The sequence below is a fragment of the Escherichia sp. SCLE84 genome (genome assembly GCF_012584495.1).
GTDB lineage: Bacteria > Pseudomonadota > Gammaproteobacteria > Enterobacterales > Enterobacteriaceae > ECMA0423.
Window position 1 is genome coordinate 1750655 of the sequence record NZ_CP051430.1, and the last position, 18012, is coordinate 1768666.

The window sequence follows — 18012 nt, forward strand, 5'->3', positions numbered from 1 at the left end:
TTAACTGTCAGACGCTGTCACCTGCGGCGGCGTCTGGCGAAAACGTCGCAACTCCACCAGCACCAGCAATAACAACACGCCGATAATCAACAAACCAAAACCGCTCGCGCTTGCGGAAGCAACCGGTGTCATCATCGCGCCCAAACCACCCAGCAGCGCCGCGCCTATGGCATCGCCCGTCACGTTCTGCGCCGTCCACAAACCGTTAATCCGCCCTAACATCGCTTCCGGGGTTTGCGTTTGCAGCATTGTATATTGCAGCAACGAACTAACCGCGCTCAGCCAGCCGAACAGCGCCAGACAAACCACGCCTAAAATCCACATCGGCATCAGGCCAAACAGACCAATGGCGAGGAACGATCCCAGCGTGGAGAGCAGCATCAATAACCCTGGTCGCGCACTATGTGCCAGCTTCCCGCTGGTTAACGCACCAATAGCCGCGCCGAGCGGGATCGCCGCGTAGAGAAAACCAATCTGTGCCGCTGACATCTGCCAGTTGTCAGCCAGCGCCGGATACAGTACCCGCACCGCGCTCGCCATCGTCAATAAACCACCCAGCAGCGCAATCCCGCCCACCAGCGGGCTGGCAAGCAGAAAACGAAATCCTGCCAGTAATGATTTCAACGGATGCTCACGCGGCTGCGGTGGCGGTGGCAACGCCGGAAGGCTTAACAACGGTAGCAAGGTAATAAACGTGCCCGCCGCCGCCAGCCCGTAGTTCCAGGCTACGCCACCGGTCGCTAGCAATAAACCGCCAATCATGGGCGAAATCACCGACCCCAGACGCACGGTCAACATGGTGATCGCCCCGGCCTGCATTAAGTTTTCACGCCCTACCAGTGCTGGTGTCGCCGCCAATAGCGCCGTAACGCCAAGCGATGCGAAAAAACCATCCCATAAACCAAGTAAATAGATTGCCAGCAATGACGGCTCCGGCAGCAGTGCATTAAGGCACAGTCCAATGAAGCCAATGCCACAGGTGCCGCGCGCCAGCAAAATCACTTTTTTGCGCTCATAGCGATCCGCCAGCACACCGCCAACCATCAGGCCAACAAACATCGCGCCGCCGGTCAGCGTCACCGAAAGCCCCACCTGCCAGGTAGAATGCGTCATCATCTGGATCTGCACCGGCACCGCGACGCCGAGCAAACCCAGAGACACAATTGAGATAAAACGAGCGAGGAATACTGCGCGAAACGCCGGGTGCGTTTTCAACAGGCTGAGGTTAAGCAGCCAGGATTGTTTATTCATTACAATGCCTTGCCATCAAATATTTTAAATACCTATTCTTAGGCTGCACATGCTAACATATCCAAATAAGATCGATAACGATAATTAATTTCATTATCATGGAAATTCGTATGTCTGGTTCTGTTGCCGTGACACGCGCCATTGCCGTGCCCGGATTGCTGTTATTACTGATTATCGCGACGGCATTAAGCCTGCTCATTGGGGCAAAATCACTCCCCGCTTCCGTAGTGCTGGAGGCCCTCTCCGGCACCTGCCAGAGCGCCGACTGCACCATCGTGCTCGACGCGCGACTGCCGCGCACCCTTGCCGGTTTACTTGCAGGCGGCGCGCTTGGCCTTGCCGGGGCGTTGATGCAAACCCTCACCCGAAATCCACTTGCCGACCCCGGCTTGCTTGGCGTGAATGCCGGAGCCAGCTTTGCCATTGTGCTGGGTGCGGCGCTGTTTGGTTACTCATCCGCGCAGGAACAACTGGCGATGGCCTTCGCCGGGGCGCTGGTGGCCTCATTGATTGTTGCCTTTACCGGCAGTCAGGGCGGCGGGCAGTTAAGTCCGGTGCGTTTAACCCTGGCGGGCGTGGCGCTGGCGGCGGTGCTGGAAGGACTGACCAGCGGCATCGCCCTGCTTAATCCTGACGTCTACGATCAACTGCGTTTCTGGCAAGCCGGTTCGCTGGATATTCGCAATCTACATACCTTAAAAGTGGTGCTGATCCCGGTTCTGATCGCCGGAGCAACTGCGCTATTACTGAGTCGCGCGCTGAACAGTTTGAGCCTCGGCAGTGACACCGCGACGGCGCTGGGCAGTCGCGTGGCGCGCACACAGTTAATTGGTCTGCTGGCGATTACCGTGCTTTGTGGTAGTGCGACAGCGGTAGTTGGCCCGATTGCCTTTATTGGCCTGATGATGCCGCATATGGCGCGTTGGCTGGTGGGTGCCGATCATCGCTGGTCGCTGCCCGTCACGCTACTCGCCACCCCTGCCCTGCTGCTGTTTGCCGATATCATCGGGCGGGTGATTGTGCCCGGCGAGTTGCGCGTTTCTGTGGTCAGTGCGTTTATTGGTGCACCGGTGCTGATCTTCCTCGTGCGACGTAAAACGCGAGGTGGTGCATGATTTACGTCTCTCGCCGATTACTCATCACCTGTTTGCTGCTTATTTCCGCCTGTGTGGTTGCAGGTATCTGGGGATTACGCAGCGGTGCCGTCACGCTGGAAACCTCGCAGGTATTCGCCGCGCTGATGGGCGATGCGCCGCGCAGTATGACGATGGTGGTCACCGAATGGCGTTTACCACGCGTGCTGATGGCGCTGTTGATTGGCGCGGCACTGGGCGTCAGCGGTGCGATTTTTCAGTCGCTGATGCGTAACCCGCTCGGCAGCCCTGACGTAATGGGCTTTAACACCGGGGCGTGGAGCGGCGTGCTGGTGGCGATGGTGCTGTTTGGTCAGGACCTGACGGCTATCGCGCTGGCAGCAATGGTGGGCGGCATTGTCACTTCTCTGTTGGTCTGGCTGCTCGCCTGGCGTAACGGTATCGACACCTTTCGGTTGATTATTATCGGCATCGGCGTTCGCGCCATGCTGGTGGCCTTTAATACCTGGCTGTTGCTGAAAGCGTCTTTAGAAACGGCGCTAACAGCGGGTTTGTGGAATGCCGGATCGCTCAATGGCCTGACGTGGGCAAAAACTTCGCCTTCCGCACCCATCATTATATTGATGCTCATTGCCGCCGCCTTGCTGGTGCGGCGAATGCGCTTGCTGGAGATGGGCGATGATACCGCCTGCGCGCTGGGCGTCAGCGTCGAGCGTTCGCGTCTGTTAATGATGCTGGTTGCAGTGGTGCTTACCGCTGCGGCAACGGCGCTTGCCGGGCCGATTTCCTTTATTGCTTTAGTCGCGCCGCACATTGCCCGACGCATTAGCGGCACCGCTCGCTGGGGGCTGACCCAGGCGGCGCTGTGCGGAGCGCTGTTACTGCTGGCGGCCGATCTCTGCGCCCAACAACTGTTTATGCCGTATCAACTTCCGGTTGGCGTCGTTACCGTCAGCCTCGGCGGTATTTACCTTATCGTCTTGTTAATTCAGGAGTCTCGCAAAAAATGACCGAATCAGTAGCCCGTTTGCGCGGCGAACAGTTAACCCTGGGATATGGCAAATATACCGTTGCGGAAAATCTGACTGTAGAAATTCCTGATGGTCACTTCACGGCAATTATCGGACCAAATGGCTGTGGTAAATCCACGTTACTGCGTACCTTAAGCCGCCTGATGACGCCTGCTCACGGGCATGTCTGGCTGGATGGCGAGCACATTCAACATTACGCCAGTAAAGAAGTTGCACGCCGGATTGGTCTGTTGGCGCAAAATGCTACCACGCCGGGCGATATCACCGTGCAGGAGCTGGTGGCGCGTGGACGTTATCCGCATCAACCGCTGTTTACCCGCTGGCGCAAAGAGGATGAAGAAGCGGTAACGAAAGCGATGCAGGCCACGGGAATAACTCATCTGGCAGATCAAAGCGTGGATACCCTTTCTGGCGGACAACGCCAGCGAGCGTGGATCGCGATGGTGCTGGCCCAGGAAACGGCAATTATGCTGCTCGACGAACCCACGACCTGGCTGGATATCAGTCATCAGATTGATCTACTGGAACTGTTAAGCGAACTGAACCGCGAGAAAGGCTATACCCTGGCGGCGGTGCTGCACGATCTTAATCAGGCCTGTCGTTACGCCAGCCATTTGATTGCATTGCGGGAAGGGAAAATTGTTGCTCAGGGAGCGCCGAAGGAGATTGTCACTGCTGAACTGATTGAGCGCATTTATGGTCTGCGATGCATGATCATTGACGATCCGGTAGCCGGAACGCCGCTTGTGGTGCCGCTCGGACGAACGGCACCTTCAACCGCAAATAGTTAAACTAAGTGGTCTGCCATCATGGCATCCTGTTTTCTGGATGCCATCGCATAGCGCAATAACACGCTACCACAAGCCACCATCCCGCCGATCAGCGCGGAAAGGATCACAATAATCGCCTTACCCGGACCGTCTTTTTTCACTGGCAATGACGGGCTTAACTGATATTTAAACGGCGTAAAATTCACATCGTTGATATTTGCTTTTGTTAACTGCTCAACAAGATACTGACGATTACGTAATTCACCGTTCAGTTCCGCAACGTCAGTGACCGCTTTTTCAATTTCCAGTTTGCGTTCAATACCGTCTGCGCCGAGAGAAATAGAGAAATCGGGGTCATCTTTAACGGCCTGACCATTACTGTATACGGGCTTTTTAATTCCCGCCGCGTTGGCAATGTCGAGTGAATAATTGAGGCGCTGAATGTTTGCATCAAGTTGATTTTTCGTTTTAATGCGATCCTGAGCCAGTTTTTCTTTTTCAAACTGGGTTTTGATCTCCAGTTTATTACGGACGTTTTCTATCGACTCTTTCACCACCAACGCAGAGATATAATCGATATACCCGCTCAAAACGGTCTGCGCCTCTTTACTGGTTGGCGCGGTAAAACTTAGCGTCCAGGAGGTATACAGTGACGGTTCATCTTTTTTCTTACTGGCATTGTCATCAACCGCTTTCATTTTTTCGCTCAATGCAACAATAGCGCGATGCAAATCCAGTTCATCGATTTTCGCCTCTTTTAATTGGTCCATCACATAAGGTGATGAACGCAGGTACTCTTCCAGCAAGCTAACAGACTGAAACTTCTTGATAAACAGGTTAAATGCACCGCCACGGTCGATATTAACATCGAGATCAAGAACGCGGAGTTTGGTAAAGGTTTTCTCCAGGTCCTGCCACTGAATGGCTTCGGCGGGAGTAATAACGGCTGAGCTGGTCCATTTTTGCGGCAGGATGAAAGAGATCAGTAAACCTGCGCAGGCAAATGCAAAAACGACCGCCATGACCGTTTTTTTGGCCCGCCATAAAACTTCGATTAGATTAAGTAAATCAATTTCATTATTACTGGGCGACGCCAGAGGATACTCAGAAAAATGAGCGTCACTTCCCTGTTTAATATTCAATGATGACATGGGGTATAACCTGAAAATGAGTCCAATAGGGGAAAATCTCCACGGCGCTCACTTTACCAGTTGGTGAGAATTATCCGAAGCTGAAGTTTGTAAATTCCTTCCACTGAATGCAACATTCACTCTATTTAAGAGAAATAACTAGCAAACTTATAAACTAAATAAATGATTAACCCATAATTATTTCCTATAATTATGGGTTAATAGATAATGTTAATTTACCTGTTTAGCGTTGCGCGAATAATCGGCCCAATTTTTTCAAACGCCCCTGGAGAGATAATATCCACATGCGCACAATCCTGACGATAGATATCCAGCTCCGCAATCCACGGCGACCAGGCGCGTTCGGGGCTCATACCTTCCTGAAGCGTGCGTTCAGCAACAAACAGCGTCGCTTTACCATCAAACGGTACGCTATGAGCAGTCGTCAGCAGGCGCACAGCATCAGCGTAGTTGCCTTCAATGGTGGTAAACAACTCCGTTGAAGTACTTCCCTGCTGTGCCGCCAGGAAGGCCTCGCGCTCGCGGTTAATCTCCGCCAGCACTTCCGGGTCCAGACCATTAGCTTCTTTTTCCTGCCAGTTTTGCGTTTCTGGCGGCCAGGTATCCAGCAAGCCAAGAAATGCCACCTGTTCGCCACGGGCACGCAGTCGCGCCGCAATACCCTGCACCAGCGTACCGCCAAGGGAATACCCCAGCAGGTAATAAGGGCCGTGCGGTTGTTGCTCAAGTAACGTTGCCAGATGCGCTTCGCAGACTTCATCCAGGTTTGTCGCTGTCTGCATGGGTCCATGAGGGCGCGGCGACTGAATGCCAATAATCGACCATTGTGGATCGAGATAACGCGAGAGCACGCTAAACTGCCAGGCAAAACCGGATGCCGGATGGAAACAAAACAGCGTCGGGCCATTACCTTCACGCAACGGCAGAATGGTTTCGAATCCCATGCGCCGGGAGCTGTCCTCTTCACCATCAATAATCGTTGCCAGTTTGGCGACGGTTGACGCGACCATCACCTGCCCCGGCGTCACCTGACGAGCAAACTGTCGACTTAACTGCGCTGCCAGTTTCATTGCCAGTAGCGAATGACCGCCCAGCGCAAAGAAATCAGCATCGGCATCCTGCACGTCACAACCCAGCAACGACGCGAATGCCGCGGCGATAATCTTTTCACTGCCCGCTTTCGGTGCACGTCCCGACGCTTGTGTCTTCAGTTCAGGCAACGGTAAGGCTTTGCGATCCAGCTTGCCGTTGGCGCTAAGAGGTAACTGTGGAAGTTGCAGCAGAACCACCGGCACCATATGCGGCGGCAATGTTTCGCGAAGCTGTGCCTGTAATGCGCTGGTATCCAACGGCAGACCTGATTGCGACACCAGATAGCCCACCAACTGACGCGCATCACCACCGGTGGCTGCCGCCAGGTTAATCACACAGGCGTGGGTAACGGCTTGTTTGACATCCGGCAGCGCCTGCATCACGCGATCGATTTCGCCCAGTTCGATACGCTGCCCGCGAATTTTTAGCTGATCGTCACTGCGCCCGAGGTACTCCACCGCGCCGTTATCCAGCCAGCGGGCGACGTCTCCGGTACGATACATCCGTTCACCTGGGGCAAAAGGATCGGCAATAAAACGGCTGGCGGTCAGATCGGGTCGTCCAAGATACCCCTGCGCCAGTTGGATGCCGGTGAGATAGAGATCACCCGCCACACCCGGCGGCACCGGATGCATCATCGCATCAAGAATACGCAGACCCGTATTCCATACCGGATAACCAATCGGCACACTGCTGCCGCGCACCTGTGCCAGTTCCTCGCCAAAAGCCGGATACCAGCTGACATCTACCGCCGCTTCCGTCGGGCCATACAGGTTATGCAACGGCGCGCCGGTTAACTGTTGCCATTCGCGGCATAAATCAGCCGGTAAGGCCTCACCACTACAGAAAACCTGTTTCAACGTCGCGCAATTCTGGCGAGCGGTTTGCGGCGTCAGCGATGCAACAAATGCCGCCAGCATCGACGGCACAAAGTGCGTGGTCGTTACGCCATATTCGGCAAAGAATTGCTGCATAGCGAGCGGGTCACGGTGCGCTTCCGGTTCAGCCATCACCAGTTTTGCCCCTGCGATAAACGGCCAGAAAAACTCCCACACCGAGACATCAAAACTGCACGGCGTTTTTTGGGCAACGACATCTTCGCCTGTAAGCGGGTAGTGATTTTGCATCCATAACAGGCGGTTAACGATAGCCGTCTGCCCGACCATTACCCCTTTCGGCCTGCCGGTGGAGCCAGAGGTAAAGATGATATAAGCCGTGTGGTGCGGTTGTGAAAGTTGCAGCGGCGCACTGCCCTGGGGGGTAAGCGGGGCGTTATAGCAAAGGCTTGTTAAATTGGGAACATCGCTAAAGCGCGGCAGTTGATCGTCGGTGGTAATTAACAGCGACGGACGCGCATCTTCCAGCATCATTTTCAGGCGATCGTCCGGATAGCCGGTATCCAGCGGTAGCCAGGCCGCGCCAGCTTCAACTATTGCATGGAGTGCCAGGGTCAAAAAGACCGAGCGCGGTAGTGCCACCGCCACGCTGTCCCCTGGTTTAACGCCGCGCTCACGCAGCAGATTCGCCAGCGCCACCACCTGCTCGCGCATTTCCCGATAGCTGAACAGGTAACGCGCATCTGCCAGCGCCGGAGCATCCGGTGTTTTTGCCGCTTGTTCTGCCACCAGCGCGCTCAGCGTGGTTTCTGGAATCTCAACCTGAGTGGCGTTGATCTGCGCCAGCTGCGCATACTCACCTGGCAGCATAATATCGACATCGCCGCACAACAGCGCCGGATCCGCGGCGAACTGGGCAATCAGCATTTTCAGGCGTTCAGCATGCTGGATTAACGTTGGCTCATCGTAACGCTGTTTATTGGCGAGGATCTCAATACTCAAATCACCGTGTTCATCCGGGAACAGGGCCAGTTCAAGGTCATTAACCGGACCGGTTGCCAGGGTATGGGTTTGCGTCTGAACACCAGGAATATCCAGTTGGTAATCAAATACCTTGATATTGAGTACCGGACCGAACAGCGGTTCCTCTCCTGCCGCTCGCCCGCTGTCACGGACAATTTGTTCGGCATCGTAACGTTGATGACGACGCATTTTTTTCAGTTGTGCTGCCAGTCGGGTTGCCAGTTCCGGCAGCGTTTCTTGCGCCGCAATGTGAATACCCAACGGTAAAACGTTGAGCACGGGTCCGCTAGCCGTCAGCGCCGCCGAGCCCAGTCGACGCATAAAGATAAATCCGGCGGCATAGTCCATGCGATTGCACAATCGCCCCAGCCACAAGGCTGCCAGCGCAAGGGCTAAATCGGTACGCTGCACACCTGAAAGTTGCGTAGCCAGCTGGCGGAATTCCCCGTCGGTAAATTCCAGTTTCAGGCGCAGAATATCTGCCGAAGCGCTGCGCCCCGCTAAAGGTGCCGGAGAAAGTGACGCGGGCGGCGGCAGTTGACGACGCTGTTCTGCCCAGAATGCCGCATCACGCTGCCAGGCTTCGCTTTCGCGGTATTGCTGGTACTCTTCCACTACATCAGCGAAAGGCGTAAACGGCGAAGCAGGCGTTGGTTCGCCACGCAGCCATGTGCAGTAAATATTGGCGATCTGGCGAGTAATGGCCGGGAAACTGAAGCCATCGACCAGCAAATGGTGATAACGCTGATACCAGTACCAGCGGTTATCCGCAACATGTATCAGCTGATGAAAGACCAGTGGTTTACCGCTATCGACGCGCAAATCTTGTTGCAAATCCGCCAGCATTAATGCCTGCGCAGTACCGTGCGGATCAATATTGGTTCGCAGGTCGATAATTTCTGGCAGTTCGAATATCAGCGCATCATCGACCCACTGCCAGACTTCGCCGTTATCTTCCGTAAAACGCATCCGCAACGTATCTGCTTGCGCTAGTCCGACAACCACCGCGCGGGCCAGTAATGGCGCATCAACATCTCCAGTTAACTCAACGTAATGCGCCACGCTCCAGGCGGAGGGTAAATCCGACAGTTTTTCTGCCATCCAGATGCCGGGCTGTGCGGCGACCAAAGGTAAATGCTGGCTCATTGTGCCTCCTGCAACTGGGTGAAATTGGCCGGTGTCAGAGTACGCCAGTGGACTTCCAGCCACTGCTGGCAGGACGCCTGTGACTGCGGCTGACACACAATGTCCCAGCCTGCCGGTAAGGCGCATTGTTGCGGCCACAGACTGAATTGCCCCTGCGCATTGCGCAAAATGTAAAACGCTCCCTGTGGATCATCGAAGGGATTACTGAATGCCATATTCAACTCCTGTCATGGAAAAGTGGTTGCCAGAGGTCGATTAGCCCCTGCATCAAGCCACCGCGCCAACAAAGCGCATCATGTCCGCCGTCAACCTGACGCCAGAAAATGGATTCTTTTATGGGGTGTAATTGCGCATACAGCGCCTGATTGGCCCGCATAATCATCGGCTCGCGAATACCCGCTTCCAGCACAATGCGCAGACCTTCGGCGCTAACTTCACCAGCTTTAAGCTTTTCAAGTAACACGCCCTCTTGCTGCCCGCCCCGATGCGGCCACCAGTACGATCCTGACTGGCTTAATACACAGCCAAAGCGTTCAGGCCAGTGCAGTCCGGCATACAGCGCGGAAAGTCCACCAAAACTCTGCCCGGCGACCACGGTGCGATCGGCGCGATCGCTAAAAGGGGCAATAGCTTTCACCAGGGGTAATAACTCTTGCTGTACTGCCAGCCAGAAATCCGCATTACACGGCAGTTCGTGAGCGCGGTGCGTAGTGTCGATAGCGTCGATCAACACATACACGGCGGGAGGAAGTTGCTGACGATGGGTCAACGAAGTCAGCACAGGCCAGACAGGCATACTCTGCGCCCAAAATTCGCCATCGAGCAAAACTGCCAGCGGGCGTTCTCCTGCTGTTGCATCGCCAGTGGTAAAAATCCATACACGGCGTGAATTTTTCAACCGTTCACTTTTCCAGATAATTTCTTTGGCAGGCGTTTCTGGCGCTTGCGGACAATCCCATCCCGGTTGCAGAGGCGCTTGCGGCATTTCGAGTGCAGAAACAGCGTGCCCTCGCCCGCCTTTCCAGCTTTGTGGATTCAGCGGATCGGCTATTGCCTGGGGTAATAGTTTTCGCCAGCCTTCACGTAATTCGAGGCGATCGGGGGATGGTGCAGAAAAAATGTCATCGCGTTCGGTGGGAATAAAACAGTAGCTGCCGCGCCAGTTGGCATTGAGTTGTGTCGTCCACTGCCAGACGTTGGTGCCTGCAATTCGCTGCATCGACTGGGGCTGGCTGTTCTGATGGTGATCGGTCACACCAGTGATGTAGACCCATACGCGCTTTATCGTCGAGTATTCTTCAGAACCTTGGGGATCACGCCACCAGAAAGTGACCTCAAACATTTCGTCATTCAGACGCTGCCATTCCGGGCCATGTTTCGACTGCCACCAGCTCTCACTTCCTACTTTTAACGCCGTCACACCATAACCCCATGTTTACTGTGCAATTTTTCATTGATTGCAGAAATATATTGATAATATTATTGATAACTATTTGCATTTGCAATAGCGTAATGGCGCGCCGTGGGAAGCGCGGACATTAATTAACCAACTGCACTGCGTGTCTTTCAGGATCAAAGGTTTTCGCGGTAGCGGGATGCGTCGTGTTGATGACGACCATGCCCGACAGTTGCAATTCGTGGCAAAAATGCAGGAATAAAACAATGAACAAGAAGATTCATTCCCTGGCCTTGTTGGTCAATCTGGGGATTTATGGGGTAGCGCAGGCACAAGAGCCGACCGATACTCCTGTTTCACATGACGATACTATTGTCGTTACCGCCGCCGAGCAGAACTTGCAGGCACCTGGCGTTTCGACCATCACCGCAGATGAAATCCGCAAAAACCCCGTTGCCCGCGATGTGTCGGAGATCATCCGTACCATGCCAGGCGTTAACCTGACCGGTAACTCCACCAGTGGTCAGCGTGGTAATAACCGCCAGATTGATATTCGCGGCATGGGTCCGGAAAACACGCTGATTTTGATTGACGGCAAGCCAGTAAGCAGCCGTAATTCGGTGCGTCAGGGCTGGCGTGGTGAGCGCGATACCCGTGGTGATACCTCCTGGGTGCCACCTGAAATGATTGAACGTATTGAAGTTCTGCGTGGTCCGGCAGCTGCGCGTTATGGCAACGGCGCTGCGGGCGGCGTGGTTAACATCATTACCAAAAAAGGCAGTGGTGAGTGGCACGGCTCCTGGGATGCTTATTTCAATGCGCCAGAACATAAAGAGGAAGGTGCCACCAAACGTACCAACTTCAGCCTGACCGGTCCGCTGGGCGACGAATTCAGCTTCCGCTTGTATGGCAACCTCGACAAAACCCAGGCTGACGCGTGGGATATCAACCAGGGCCATCAGTCCGCGCGTGCCGGAACGTATGCCACGACGTTACCAGCCGGGCGCGAAGGGGTGATCAACAAAGATATTAATGGCGTGGTGCGCTGGGACTTCGCGCCTCTGCAATCACTCGAACTGGAAGCGGGTTACAGCCGCCAGGGTAACCTGTATGCGGGCGATACCCAGAACACCAACTCTGACGCTTACACTCGCTCGAAATATGGCGATGAAACCAACCGCCTGTATCGCCAGAACTACTCGCTGACCTGGAACGGTGGCTGGGATAACGGCGTGACCACCAGCAACTGGGTGCAGTACGAACACACCCGTAACTCGCGTATTCCGGAAGGTCTGGCGGGCGGTACCGAAGGGAAATTTAACGAAAAAGCGACACAGGATTTCGTCGATATCGATCTTGATGACGTGATGCTGCACAGCGAAGTTAACCTGCCGATTGATTTCCTCGTTAACCAGACGCTGACGCTGGGTACGGAGTGGAATCAGCAACGGATGAAGGACTTGAGTTCCAATACCCAGGCGCTGACCGGGGCGAACACCGGCGGCGCTATTGATGGTGTGAGTGCCACCGACCGTAGCCCGTATTCAAAAGCAGAAATTTTCTCGCTGTTTGCCGAAAACAACATGGAGCTGACTGACAGCACCATCGTAACGCCGGGGCTGCGTTTCGATCATCACAGTATTGTCGGCAATAACTGGAGCCCGGCGCTGAACATATCGCAAGGTTTAGGCGATGACTTCACGCTCAAAATGGGCATTGCCCGTGCTTATAAAGCACCGAGCCTGTACCAGACTAACCCGAACTACATTCTCTACAGTAAAGGTCAGGGTTGCTATGCCAGCGCGGGCGGCTGCTATCTGCAAGGTAACGATGACCTGAAAGCAGAAACCAGCATCAACAAAGAGATTGGTCTGGAGTTCAAACGCGACGGCTGGCTGGCGGGCGTCACCTGGTTCCGTAACGATTATCGCAATAAGATTGAAGCGGGCTATGTGGCTGTAGGACAAAACGCAGTCGGCACCGATCTCTATCAGTGGGATAACGTGCCGAAAGCAGTGGTTGAAGGTCTGGAAGGATCGTTAAACGTACCGGTTAGCGAAACGGTGATGTGGACCAATAACATCACTTATATGCTGAAGAGTGAAAACAAAACCACGGGCGACCGTTTGTCGATCATCCCGGAGTATACGTTGAACTCAACGCTGAGCTGGCAGGCACGAGAAGATTTGTCGATGCAAACGACCTTCACCTGGTACGGTAAGCAGCAGCCGAAGAAGTACAACTATAAAGGTCAGCCAGCGGTTGGCCCGGAAACCAAAGAAATCAGTCCTTACAGCATTGTGGGTCTGAGCGCGACCTGGGATGTGACGAAGAATGTCAGTCTGACCGGCGGCGTGGACAACCTGTTCGACAAACGTTTGTGGCGTGCGGGTAATGCCCAGACCACGGGCGATCTGGCAGGGGCCAACTATATCGCGGGTGCCGGGGCGTATACCTATAACGAGCCGGGACGTACGTGGTACATGAGCGTAAACACTCACTTCTGATGCTAACGTCAGATTGTTGACAAAGTGCGCGTCGTTCATGCCGGATGCGGCGTGAACGCCTTATCCGGCCTACAAAAATCTTGCCAATTCAATATATTGCAGGACCATGTAGGCCTGATAAGCGTAGCGCATCAGGCAGTTTAGCGTTTGTCATCAGTCTCTAATATGGTCGACATGAAAACTACGCATACCTCCCTCCCCTTTGCCGGACATACGCTGCATTTTGTTGAGTTCGATCCGGCGAATTTTTGTGAGCAGGATTTACTCTGGCTGCCGCATTACGCGCAACTGCAACACGCTGGACGGAAGCGCAAAGCCGAACATTTAGCCGGGCGGATCGCTGCAATTTATGCGCTGCGGGAATATGGCTATAAATGTGTGCCCGCAATCGGCGAGCTACGCCAACCGGTGTGGCCTGCGGAGGTATACGGCAGTATTAGCCACTGCGGGGCTACGGCATTGGCCGTGGTTTCCCGTCAACCGATTGGCGTTGATATCGAAGAAATTTTTTCTGCGCAAACAGCGACCGAATTGACAGACAACATTATTACACCAGCAGAACACGAGCGACTCGCAGACTGCGGTTTAGCCTTTTCTCTGGCGCTGACACTGGCATTTTCCGCCAAAGAGAGCGCATTTAAGGCAAGTGAGATCCAAACTGATGCAGGTTTTCTGGACTATCAGATAATTAGCTGGAATAAACAGCAGGTCATCATTCATCGTGAGAATGAGATGTTTGCTGTGCACTGGCAGATAAAAGAAAAAATAGTCATAACTCTGTGCCAACACGATTAATTGACAACATCTGGTACGATTCGCCCGCAGCCATCACTGACCGCGGGCGAAAGTGTAAAGCAGGTGCCTTACCACTCTGACCTGACAACCGGATATGCGGGGATTGCTCCCCGCACAACGGCTACTTCTTCGGTTCGTAAGCGAGAACAGCCTTAAACTCAATATTACGTTCCTTTACGGTGAACTCACACAGCGAGTCTCCGACCAGAAGCGTAAATCCCAGTACCGTCAAACACAGCACTATGACTGCCACAAGGGCATATTTCGTCAGCATGTTTATATTGCCTCCATGCGAAGAAGGGACTACCATCCGAGTTGTTGAGGCTCGGAGTGGCAGCCCCAGGATTGATAGAAATATCTCCTGGGGCTTCATCTTTCCAGACCTCAGAGTTAACCTGAAACCGGAAAGCTTCAGGCACCCGCCGTTATCTTACCCTTCCTCAACAAAATAGCTGTTTATTTATACAGTGAATCCTGTTTCGGACTTCTGTCGGCAAAACTCATCATTGCTCTTAAAACGAAATCGCCCGCAGCCATCACTGACCGCGGGCGAAAGTGTAAAGCAGGTGCCTTACCATCCTGACCTGACAACCGGATATGCGGGGATTGCTCCCCGCACAACGGCTACTTCTTCGGTTCGTAAGCGAGAACAACCTTAAACTCAATATTACGTTCCTTTACGGTGAACTCACACAGCGAATCCCCGACCAGAAGCGTAAATCCCAGCACCGTTAAACACAGCACTATGACTGCCGCAAGGGCATATTTCGTCAGCATGTTTATATTGCCTCCATGCGAAGAAGGGACTACCATCCAAATTGTTCAGGTTTGGGTAGGTAGCCCCAGGGTTGATAGAAATATCGTCCTGGGGCTTCATCTTTCCAGACCTCAGAGTAAACCTGAAACCGGAAAGCTTCAGGCACCCGCAGTTATCTTACCCTTGCTTAGCAAAATAGCTGTTTATTTATACAGTAAGTCCTGTTTCGGACTTCTCACTCCCCATTTGATCAACTGAAGCTGAACCCGTTTTTTTCTGCATGCCTCAATCGTCAAAATTCTTCGCCACCAGCCAGCCGTGCCATAACTTGTCACATTGCAAAAGTAGCCAAATTGCTTCAGTCACCATCACCAAAAAAAGAAACATTCCAGAACTTCCGCATCTCGCCCAGCCGCTCCGACTTCTATACTGAATAGAAAACGCCAACTTAAGAGAAACCTATGCCATTACCCGATTTTCATGTTTCTGAACCTTTTACCCTCGGTATTGAACTGGAAATGCAGGTGGTTAATCCGCCGGGCTATGACTTAAGCCAGGACTCTTCAATGCTGATTGACGCGGTTAAAAATGAGATCACGGCCGGAGAGGTAAAGCACGATATCACCGAAAGTATGCTGGAGCTGGCGACGGATGTTTGCCGTGATATCAACCAGGCTGCCGGGCAGTTTTCAGCGATGCAGAAAGTCGTATTGCAGGCAGCCGCAGACCATCATCTGGAAATTTGCGGCGGTGGCACGCACCCGTTTCAGAAATGGCAGCGTCAGGAGGTATGCGACAACGAACGCTATCAACGAACGCTGGAAAACTTTGGCTATCTCATCCAGCAGGCGACCGTTTTTGGTCAGCATGTCCATGTTGGCTGCGCCAGTGGCGATGACGCCATTTATTTGCTGCACGGCCTGTCACGGTTTGTGCCGCACTTCATCGCCCTTTCCGCCGCGTCGCCGTATATGCAGGGAACGGATACGCGTTTTGCCTCCTCACGACCGAATATTTTTTCCGCCTTTCCCGATAATGGCCCGATGCCGTGGGTCAGTAACTGGCAACAATTTGAAGCCCTGTTTCGCTGCCTGAGTTACACCACGATGATCGACAGCATTAAAGATCTGCACTGGGATATTCGCCCCAGTCCTCATTTTGGCACGGTGGAGGTTCGGGTGATGGATACCCCGTTAACCCTTAGCCACGCGGTAAATATGGCGGGATTAATTCAGGCCACCGCCCACTGGTTACTGACGGAACGCCCGTTTAAACATCAGGAGAAAGATTACCTGCTGTATAAATTCAACCGTTTCCAGGCCTGCCGCTATGGGCTGGAAGGCGTCATTACCGATCCGCACACTGGCGATCGTCGACCGCTAACGGAAGATACCTTGCGATTGCTGGAAAAAATCGCCCCTTCCGCACATAAAATGGGTGCATCGAGCGCGATTGAGGCCCTGCATCGCCAGGTCGTCAGCGGTCTGAATGAAGCGCAGCTGATGCGCGATTTCGTCGCCGATGGTGGCTCGCTGATTGGGCTGGTGAAAAAGCATTGTGAGATCTGGGCTGGTGACTAAGTAGGGAATTGCCTTACAGAAGAATATCCCTGACAATGGTGTTTTAACTTACATTTAACAATGTTATGAAACACCCTTTAGAAACCTTGACTACCGCAGCAGGCATTTTGCTGATGGCTTTCCTCTCTTGCCTGCTGCTGCCCGCCCCCGCACTGGGGCTGACGCTGGCACAAAAACTGGTGACCATGTTCCATCTGATGGATCTTAGCCAGCTTTACACTTTATTGTTTTGTCTGTGGTTTTTAGTGCTGGGCGCTATTGAGTATTTTGTTCTGCGCTTTATCTGGCGACGCTGGTTCTCGCTGGCGGATTAAACGTCGATTATCGCCGTACTTCGCGGCATACTTTGCTTATTCTCCTTCGCCTAAAGGAACGTTTATGGATAAGCAATCACTGCACGAAACGGCGAAACGCCTGGCCCTTGAGTTACCCTTTGTCGAGCTTTGCTGGCCTTTTGGCCCGGAGTTCGATGTTTTTAAAATTGGCGGCAAAATTTTTATGCTGTCGTCGGAGCTGCGCGGCGTCCCCTTTATCAATCTGAAGTCCGATCCACAAAAATCCCTGTTAAATCAGCAGATATACCCGAGCATTAAGCCAGGGTATCACATGAATAAAAAGCACTGGATTTCGGTGTATCCCGGCGAGGAAATCTCCGAAGCGTTACTTCGCGATCTGATCAACGATTCGTGGAATCTGGTGGTTGATGGTCTGGCTAAACGCGATCAAAAAAGAGTGCGTCCAGGCTAAAGCGGAAATCTATAGCGCATTTTTCTCGCTTACCATTTCTCGTTGAACCTTGTAATCTGCTGGCACGCAAAATTACTTTCACATGGAGTCTTTATGGATATCATTTCTGTCGCCTTAAAGCGTCATTCCACTAAGGCATTTGATGCCAGTAAAAAACTTACCCCGGAACAGGCCGAGCAGATCAAAACTCTCCTGCAATACAGCCCATCCAGCACCAACTCCCAGCCGTGGCATTTTATTGTTGCCAGCACGGAAGAAGGTAAAGCGCGTGTTGCCAAATCCGCTGCCGGTAATTATGTGTTCAACGAACGTAAAATACTTGATGCCTCGCACGTCGTGGTGTTCTGTGCAAAAACCGCGATGGACGATGCCTGGCTGAAGCTGGTTGTTGACCAGGAAGATGCTGATGGCCGCTTTGCCACGCCGGAAGCGAAAGCCGCGAACGATAAAGGTCGCAAGTTCTTCGCTGATATGCACCGTAAAGATCTGCATGATGATGCAGAGTGGATGGCAAAACAGGTTTATCTCAACGTCGGTAACTTCCTGCTCGGCGTGGCGGCGCTGGGTCTGGACGCGGTACCCATCGAAGGTTTTGACGCCGCCATCCTCGATGCAGAATTTGGTCTGAAAGAGAAAGGCTACACCAGTCTGGTGGTTGTTCCGGTAGGTCATCACAGCGTTGAAGATTTTAACGCTACGCTGCCGAAATCTCGTCTGCCGCAAAACATAACCTTAACCGAAGTGTAATTCTCTCTTGCCGGGCATCTGCCCGGCTATTTCCCCTCAGATTCTCCTGATTTGCATAACCCTGTTTCAGCCGTCATCATAGGCTGCTG

At 53.3% G+C, this 18012-nt stretch carries 17 protein-coding genes and 1 pseudogene; 11 read left to right on the forward strand and 7 right to left on the reverse strand.

Going from position 1 to position 18012, the window contains the following annotated elements; translation table 11 throughout:
- On the reverse strand, positions 1-1251 hold the full coding sequence (gene entS / locus HGD79_RS08720) for an enterobactin transporter EntS (protein ID WP_001041789.1): 1251 nt from the start codon (positions 1249-1251) through the stop codon (positions 1-3).
- 110 nt (positions 1252-1361) lie between these two features.
- Here entS and fepD point away from each other — a divergent pair, with 110 nt between their 5' ends.
- The 3 genes from fepD to fepC are packed head-to-tail and all read left to right on the forward strand — an operon-like array spanning position 1362 to position 4167.
- A complete protein-coding gene (fepD, locus tag HGD79_RS08725; RefSeq protein WP_001295314.1) occupies positions 1362-2366 on the forward strand; it encodes a Fe(3+)-siderophore ABC transporter permease in 1005 nt (334 codons plus the stop codon).
- Entirely contained in the window at positions 2363-3355 is a 993-nt protein-coding gene (fepG, locus tag HGD79_RS08730) for an iron-enterobactin ABC transporter permease (protein ID WP_000640969.1), read from the forward strand. Before fepD ends, fepG begins: the two co-directional genes overlap by 4 nt.
- Positions 3352-4167 carry an iron-enterobactin ABC transporter ATP-binding protein gene (gene fepC / locus HGD79_RS08735; RefSeq protein ID WP_000140647.1) on the forward strand — a complete coding sequence of 272 codons (816 nt, stop codon included), beginning with the start codon at positions 3352-3354 and terminating at the stop codon, positions 4165-4167. The genes fepG and fepC overlap by 4 nt, the downstream gene beginning before the upstream one ends.
- On the opposite strand, the gene wzz(fepE) is transcribed toward fepC, so the two are convergent.
- From wzz(fepE) to fes, 4 genes are all read right to left on the reverse strand, one after another.
- Positions 4164-5297 (reverse strand): LPS O-antigen length regulator Wzz(fepE), encoded by a 1134-nt coding sequence (gene wzz(fepE), locus HGD79_RS08740; protein ID WP_000096744.1) that lies wholly within the window; start codon positions 5295-5297, stop codon positions 4164-4166. The genes fepC and wzz(fepE) overlap by 4 nt on opposite strands.
- Before the next feature lie 215 nt (positions 5298-5512).
- Complete coding sequence (gene entF / locus HGD79_RS08745; RefSeq protein ID WP_000077709.1) at positions 5513-9394, reverse strand: enterobactin non-ribosomal peptide synthetase EntF; 3882 nt, start codon at positions 9392-9394, stop codon at positions 5513-5515.
- Positions 9391-9609, reverse strand: a complete 219-nt coding sequence (gene ybdZ / locus HGD79_RS08750) for an enterobactin biosynthesis protein YbdZ (RefSeq protein WP_000885781.1) — start codon at positions 9607-9609, stop codon at positions 9391-9393. Before ybdZ ends, entF begins: the two co-directional genes overlap by 4 nt.
- A gap of 2 nt (positions 9610-9611) precedes the next feature.
- Positions 9612-10814 carry an enterochelin esterase gene (gene fes, locus HGD79_RS08755; protein ID WP_000125839.1) on the reverse strand — a complete coding sequence of 401 codons (1203 nt, stop codon included), beginning with the start codon at positions 10812-10814 and terminating at the stop codon, positions 9612-9614.
- Positions 10815-11056: 242 nt separating this feature from the next.
- Here fes and fepA point away from each other — a divergent pair, with 242 nt between their 5' ends.
- The 3 genes and pseudogenes from fepA (at position 11057) to entD (ending at position 14092) form a co-directional block, all read left to right on the forward strand.
- Positions 11057-13297 (forward strand): siderophore enterobactin receptor FepA, encoded by a 2241-nt coding sequence (gene fepA, locus HGD79_RS08760; RefSeq protein WP_001034897.1) that lies wholly within the window; start codon positions 11057-11059, stop codon positions 13295-13297.
- Positions 13298-13336: 39 nt separating this feature from the next.
- Positions 13337-13435 (forward strand): annotated as a pseudogene (locus tag HGD79_RS26855) (hypothetical protein); the annotation flags it as partial.
- 36 nt (positions 13436-13471) lie between these two features.
- Positions 13472-14092: an enterobactin synthase subunit EntD gene (gene entD, locus HGD79_RS08765; protein ID WP_001298903.1), complete on the forward strand. Its 621-nt coding sequence runs from the start codon at positions 13472-13474 to the stop codon at positions 14090-14092.
- 121 nt (positions 14093-14213) lie between these two features.
- On the opposite strand, the gene hokE (HGD79_RS08770) is transcribed toward entD, so the two are convergent.
- A complete protein-coding gene (hokE, locus tag HGD79_RS08770; RefSeq protein WP_000956465.1) occupies positions 14214-14366 on the reverse strand; it encodes a type I toxin-antitoxin system toxin HokE in 153 nt (50 codons plus the stop codon).
- A 350-nt stretch (positions 14367-14716) separates the two neighbouring features.
- On the reverse strand, positions 14717-14869 hold the full coding sequence (hokE, locus tag HGD79_RS08775; protein ID WP_000956456.1) for a type I toxin-antitoxin system toxin HokE: 153 nt from the start codon (positions 14867-14869) through the stop codon (positions 14717-14719).
- On the opposite strand from hokE (HGD79_RS08775), the gene HGD79_RS26970 reads away from it, so the two are divergent.
- The 5 genes from HGD79_RS26970 (at position 14838) to nfsB (ending at position 17923) form a co-directional block, all read left to right on the forward strand.
- The gene (locus HGD79_RS26970; protein WP_009008364.1) at positions 14838-15107 is read left to right on the forward strand and encodes a hypothetical protein; all 270 of its coding nucleotides are present in this window, start codon (positions 14838-14840) and stop codon (positions 15105-15107) included. The two genes, hokE (HGD79_RS08775) and HGD79_RS26970, sit on opposite strands and share 32 nt — an antisense overlap.
- Before the next feature lie 203 nt (positions 15108-15310).
- Complete coding sequence (locus tag HGD79_RS08780) at positions 15311-16429, forward strand: YbdK family carboxylate-amine ligase (protein ID WP_001130618.1); 1119 nt, start codon at positions 15311-15313, stop codon at positions 16427-16429.
- A gap of 65 nt (positions 16430-16494) precedes the next feature.
- Positions 16495-16743, forward strand: coding sequence for a DUF1158 domain-containing protein (locus tag HGD79_RS08785; protein WP_000682518.1), 249 nt, complete (start codon positions 16495-16497; stop codon positions 16741-16743).
- A gap of 64 nt (positions 16744-16807) precedes the next feature.
- Positions 16808-17176, forward strand: coding sequence for an MmcQ/YjbR family DNA-binding protein (locus tag HGD79_RS08790; RefSeq protein ID WP_000360951.1), 369 nt, complete (start codon positions 16808-16810; stop codon positions 17174-17176).
- A 93-nt stretch (positions 17177-17269) separates the two neighbouring features.
- Positions 17270-17923, forward strand: coding sequence for an oxygen-insensitive NAD(P)H nitroreductase (nfsB, locus tag HGD79_RS08795; RefSeq protein ID WP_000351464.1), 654 nt, complete (start codon positions 17270-17272; stop codon positions 17921-17923).
- The last annotated feature ends 89 nt before the right edge of the window (positions 17924-18012 follow it).